Annotated in this window: 4 protein-coding genes and 1 pseudogene; 4 read left to right on the top strand and 1 reads right to left on the bottom strand. The window is 73.6% G+C overall.

Features of this window, described 5'->3' with window-relative positions:
* A partial coding sequence (locus CCN44_RS36945) for a cytochrome P450 (protein ID WP_143650256.1) occupies positions 1-1,219 on the bottom strand: 1,219 nt, incomplete at its 3' end.
* A gap of 493 nt (positions 1,220-1,712) precedes the next feature.
* On the opposite strand from CCN44_RS36945, the gene CCN44_RS36950 reads away from it, so the two are divergent.
* The 4 genes and pseudogenes from CCN44_RS36950 to CCN44_RS36965 form a co-directional block, all read left to right on the top strand.
* Complete coding sequence (locus tag CCN44_RS36950) at positions 1,713-2,354, top strand: PAS domain-containing protein (protein WP_059246759.1); 642 nt, start codon at positions 1,713-1,715, stop codon at positions 2,352-2,354.
* Positions 2,355-2,524: 170 nt separating this feature from the next.
* Positions 2,525-3,019 carry an FBP domain-containing protein gene (locus CCN44_RS36955; protein WP_059246758.1) on the top strand — a complete coding sequence of 165 codons (495 nt, stop codon included), beginning with the start codon at positions 2,525-2,527 and terminating at the stop codon, positions 3,017-3,019.
* Positions 3,020-3,123: 104 nt separating this feature from the next.
* The gene (locus tag CCN44_RS36960) at positions 3,124-4,377 is read left to right on the top strand and encodes an FUSC family protein (protein WP_189396962.1); all 1,254 of its coding nucleotides are present in this window, start codon (positions 3,124-3,126) and stop codon (positions 4,375-4,377) included.
* 45 nt (positions 4,378-4,422) lie between these two features.
* Positions 4,423-4,973 (top strand): annotated as a pseudogene (locus tag CCN44_RS36965) (hypothetical protein); the annotation flags it as partial.

Genomic DNA, 4,973 nt, shown 5'->3' on the forward strand with positions numbered 1-4,973 from the left:
CGCCGGTGCCGAACGGCTTGAAGGCGTGCACCGGGCGGGCCGCCTCGGCCTCCGGGGTGAACCGCTCGGGGTCGAACAGCTCGGGGTTGTCGCCCCACACCGGCTGGCGGTGCAGCATCGGCGCCAGCACCGTGACGGCCTGCCCGGCGCGCAGCGGGATCCGGCCGCCGAGCAGGGTGTCCTCGCGGGCGTGCCGGCTGAACGCGGCGGCCGTCGGCCACAGCCTGAGCGCCTCGTTGAGGACCTGCCGGGTGTAGGTGAGCCGGCCGATGTCGTCGTACGACGGTTCGGGATCCGGCGTGTCCCCCCACAGCGCGTCGGCCTCGCGCTGCACGAGCCGGAGGACGGCGGGGTGCCGGGCGAGGTAGTAGAGGGCGAAGGACATCGCGCCCGAGGTGGTCTCGTGGCCGGCGATCAGGAAGGTGATGACCTGGTTACGGATGTTGGCGGGGTCCAGGGTGGTGCCGTCGGCGGGGTGCGCGGCGCTGAGCATCAGCCCGAGCAGGTCCTGGGCGCCGCTCTGGTCGGTGCCGGTACGGGCGGCGATGACGTCGTCCACGACCCGGGCGAGGTAGTCGGCGTCCTTCCGGAAGGCCGCGTCCGCCGCGGAGTGGTCCGCGCCCGGGGTGCGGGCCAGGCGGGTCATGCTCCACTCCAGGCAGCGGACCATGGACTCCACGAAGGGGTGCGGTTCGTCGCGTTCGAAGGAGCCGAAGTCGTAGTCGAATCCGGCCAGTCCGATGGTGTCGAGCGTCATCCGGGTCATGTCGTCGGGCACGTCGACGGGCCGGCCGGCCCGTGCCGCACGGTCCCAGGAGTCGATGAGCCGCCGGGCCACCTTCAGCATCACCGGGTGGTAGGTGCGCATCGAGCCGAGCGCGAAGGCGGGCATCAGGATGTCGTGCGCCTTGGCCCAGTTGGGCTCGTCGTTGTACGCCGTGAACAGGCCGTCGGCGGCGAACTCCCGCACGTTCTCCAGGGCGGGTCCGACGTGCTTGGCGAAGCGCTCCTCGTCGGCGAGGTCGGCGACCAGGTCCGCGTCGGCGACGAACATCGCGTCCCGGCCGTGCAGCCGGCGCACCAGCACCGGCCCGTGCTCCCGCATCAGTCCCATGACCTGCTGGAGGGGGGTGCGGCCGGGACCGGTGGCGGTGATGTCGATGACGGGGACGCCGGCCAGGGTTCCGGCCGGTTCAGGGTGCAGTGCGGTGGGGGGCATGACGCGAGAACTGCCTTTCGCGGTAGCGGACTACTGCGTTCCAGAGTGGTCGACGGGTGGGGCGGGCCCGCGCCACGGCACTACACGATCGTGCAGTGGAAAGTGGGCGGCGGGGCTTGCGCGGGCGGACGGGCGCGGGCCCGGGTCGCCGCGCGCGCACGGAAGGTCACGCGCCGGGGCCGGGCGGGCCGTACGCTTCCGGCTAATCCGGCGGACCGGGTCGCAGGAGCGGGGAGTTGGCCGTGGCACCGCGGGTGCTGCCGCGGGCTTCCGCACGGAACGCCGTCGCCCGGCGGGCGCGCGCGGGGTGGCGCAGGCGGAGATCGCCGCCGCGCCGGGGCCGAGCGGCCCCTCGACGGCGGAGGACCGGCCGGCCGGGGGCCGGAGCCGGTCGGCGCGCCGCCCCGCGAGGCGGCGGGCCTGCTCTCCCCGAGTTGCCGCTGACCTGCCGTTTCCTCTTGGATGGCAGGTGGCCGGCGGACCGGGAGGTGCCATGGAAGCGGGGCGGGCCGACGCGGTGGTGTGGCGCAACCGTGCGCTGATGCTGTTCGACCGGGTGTCCGTACCGGTGGCGGTGTGCGACGTGTACGGCCAGGTGGTGCTGGCGAACCCGGCGATGGCCGCGGAGTGCGGGACGACCCCGGGCCGGCTGCGCGGCCGGCAGGTGCTGGAGCTGTTCCGGCCGCAGGAGACCACGCAGGTGGAGCGGATCGCCGAGGCGCTACGGCTGCGGCACCGCTCCCGCTACCAGGTGTCGGTGTGCTGGCCGGCCCCCGGCGGGACCGAGCGGTACGGCGAGCTGACGGCGGATCCGGTGAGCGACACCGTGGAGGAGACACCGGCGCTGCTGGTGATGCTGCGGGTACAGGGCGAGCGTCCGGCACCGGAGCCGGAGCCGGCGCGGACCACCGAGGTGGAGCGGCGGGTGCTGGCCCTGCTGGCCGGCGGCGCCACCACCGCCCGCGCCGCCCGCGAACTGGGCCTCAGCAGGGACGGCGTCACCTACCACCTGCGCCGCCTGTCGGCCCGCTGGGGAGCGGCCAACCGCACCGAACTGGTCGCCCGCGCCTACGCCCTCGGCGTGCTGGCGCCGGGCGTGTGGCCACCGCGGCCGAGGGTCACCGAGGGCGACTAGCCGCCAGCGGCGGCGGCTCCGCCGGACTCGGCGCGGGACCGGGGCGGCCCCGTCGCCGGCCGCGCGGAAAACCATTGGCCCCTCTTCCACTGGCTAAATACGATAGCCGTGAGCCTAGAGGGTCTAGGTTCATGGCGCCGTTCATCACGCTGAATCCGGAAGGACTCCCCATGAGGTCGCTCACCGAGCAGGACATCCGCAGCTCGTTCATCAACTGCTCCAAGGGCGAGGCCAAGCGGCTGGCCGTGCCGCGCGATCTCGGGGACCGGCCGTGGGACGATCTGGACTTCCTCGGCTGGCGCGATCCCGGCGCCCCGGACCGCAGCTATCTGGTCACCGAACGGGACGGCCGGCTCGTCGGTGTCGCCCTGCGCTTCCCCGCCTCCCAGCGCGGCTTCCTGCACCGCAGCATGTGCTCGGTGTGCCTGACCACGCACCCCGGCGGCGGGGTGTCGCTGATGACCGCGCGCAAGGCCGGAGCGGCGGGCCGCGAGGGCAATTCGGTCGGCCTGTACATGTGCACCGACCTGGCCTGTTCGCTGTACGTGCGCGGCAGGAAGGTCCCGGAGTCCGGCGCCCGGTTCGAGGAGAGCCTGACCCTGGAGGAGCAGATCGCCCGTACGCGGGGCAATCTGTGCGCCTTCCTCGACAAGCTCTCCGAGTGATCCGTCGTCCGCATCAACTTGATCGTTTATCCGCATAGAGCTGGCGGAAACAGTCCGCAAACGGACACGTTCGACGCACCCGAGGAACGGGAACAGGCCAAGGGATGCGCGACGTACGAGAGTGGACCCAGGGACTGCTGCGTCTGGCGAAGTACCGCCGGGAGCCGGTGGTCGTCCAGACGCTGCGGTCGGCAACGGCCGCGACGATCGCCTACGTCATCGCCCTCCGGCTGAGCCCGGAGCCGGCCCCGCTCACCGCACCGCTGACCGCGCTGCTGGTCGTCCAGGTGACCTTCTACGCCACCCTCACCAACGGCATCCGCCGGGTGAACTCGGTGGTGGCCGGCGTGCTGGTCGCCATCGCCTTCAGCGTGCTGGTCGGCCTGACCTGGTGGAGCCTCGCGCTGCTGATCGTCGCCTCACTGGCCGTGGGGCACCTGGTGCGCGTCGACGAGTACGTGGCCGAGGTGGCGATCAGCGCCATGCTGGTGCTGGGGGTGACCACGGTCGGCTACACCGCGTGGGCGCGGATCGTCGAGACGCTGATCGGCGCGGTCGTCGGCACCGCCTGCAATCTGCTGCTGCCGCCCCCGGTGTGGGTGGACAAGGCGGGCCGGTCCATCGAGGACCTCGCACGGCGGGTGCGGCAGCTGATGCTGCGGATGGGCGAGGAGGCCGCGGGCCGCACCCCCTGGCAGCAGGCGGCCGAGCGGCTGCACGAGGCACGCCGGCTGGACCACGACATCGTGCAGGTCGACGCGGCACTGCGGCAGGCCGAGGACAGCCTGCGGCTCAATCCGCGGGTCAAGGAGGGGCTGCTGCACCGGGTGGTGCTGCGCACGGGTCTGGACACGCTGGAGATCTGCACGGTGGTGCTGCGGGTGCTGGCCCGCTCCTTCACGGACCTGGCGAAGGCCCGCGGCTCCGAGGAGCTGTTCCCGCCCCGGGTGGGGGCGACCGTGGAGCAGTTGCTGTCGGAGATCGCCGACGCCATCGTCAGTTTCGCCGTGCTGGTGACCACCCACCTGAGCGAGAACGCCGAGTCGGCGGAGGCCCGGCTGTCGGCCGAGCTGCACACGGCGGCCGGCACCCGGGACCGGCTGGCCGAGCTGCTCCGGGAGGAGATCGGCAAGGACTGGGCGCACTGGCAGCTGCTCGGTGCCGTACTGACCGAGACGACCCGGATCATCGACGAGCTGAACACCGAGCACCGCGCCCGCCGCCTGCTGGAGGAGCTGGACCGGGTCTCCCGCGGGCAGCGGGCCAAGCTGCCCCGGCTGTCCCGGCTGCGCGACCGCCTCGGCGTCCAGGAGGAGCTGTGGCGGAACCGCGCGGGGGTCGGCGAGCGTTTCCGGTGAGGGACTGCCGGGGCGGGCCGGCGCGGGAGGCGAGGGAGCGGGCGGATGACCGGTGGCAGGGTCCGGATCGACGGGAACACGCTGCGGCTGCCCTGCGGGGTCGCGGTGCGGTTCGTCCGCACGCTGCGGCTGCCGGAGCGCGGCACGCACCCGCTGCCGCCGGGACTGGGCGAGTTCCCGGTCCGGCGGGTGGCCGACCACGCCGACCGGGTCCCGGAGCCGATGCGGGCGCGGGGCGGCGTGCTGCTGCCGGTGTATCTGCGCGAGGCGATGTGGCTGAGTTTCGCGGGCACGACGGAGCCGGCCGCGCTCCAGGTCGGCGTGGGCAAGGTGTGCGCGGTGTCCGGCGAGCCGTGGCGCGACCGGCTGTCCCGGCGTCCGCAGAACTACGTGGTGCTGCCCCGCCAGCCCTGGCTGGACGGCATCAACTCCGGCACGGGCACGGTCCGCCAGTTCGTGGCCGTACCGCTGGGGCTGGGCGCGACCGTGGAGGGGCAGGTCACCGGCGAGGAGGTGTGGGGCGGGGTCCAGCTCCGGTCGTTCCCGCTGAAGGAGCGGCCCCTCGCCGAGTGGCGGCGCCGGGAGCGCGAGCGGGA

The organism is Streptomyces tricolor (assembly GCF_002155905.1).
Taxonomy (GTDB): Bacteria; Actinomycetota; Actinomycetes; order Streptomycetales; family Streptomycetaceae; genus Streptomyces; species Streptomyces tricolor.

Bases quoted from the DNA above. Each gene is read 5' to 3' on its own strand.
- CCN44_RS36950 (WP_059246759.1), top strand. From the start codon at position 1,713: ATGGAAGCGGGGCGGGCCGACGCGGTGGTGTGGCGCAACCGTGCGCTG.
- CCN44_RS36955 (WP_059246758.1), top strand. From the start codon at position 2,525: ATGAGGTCGCTCACCGAGCAGGACATCCGCAGCTCGTTCATCAACTGC.
- CCN44_RS36960 (WP_189396962.1), top strand. From the start codon at position 3,124: ATGCGCGACGTACGAGAGTGGACCCAGGGACTGCTGCGTCTGGCGAAG.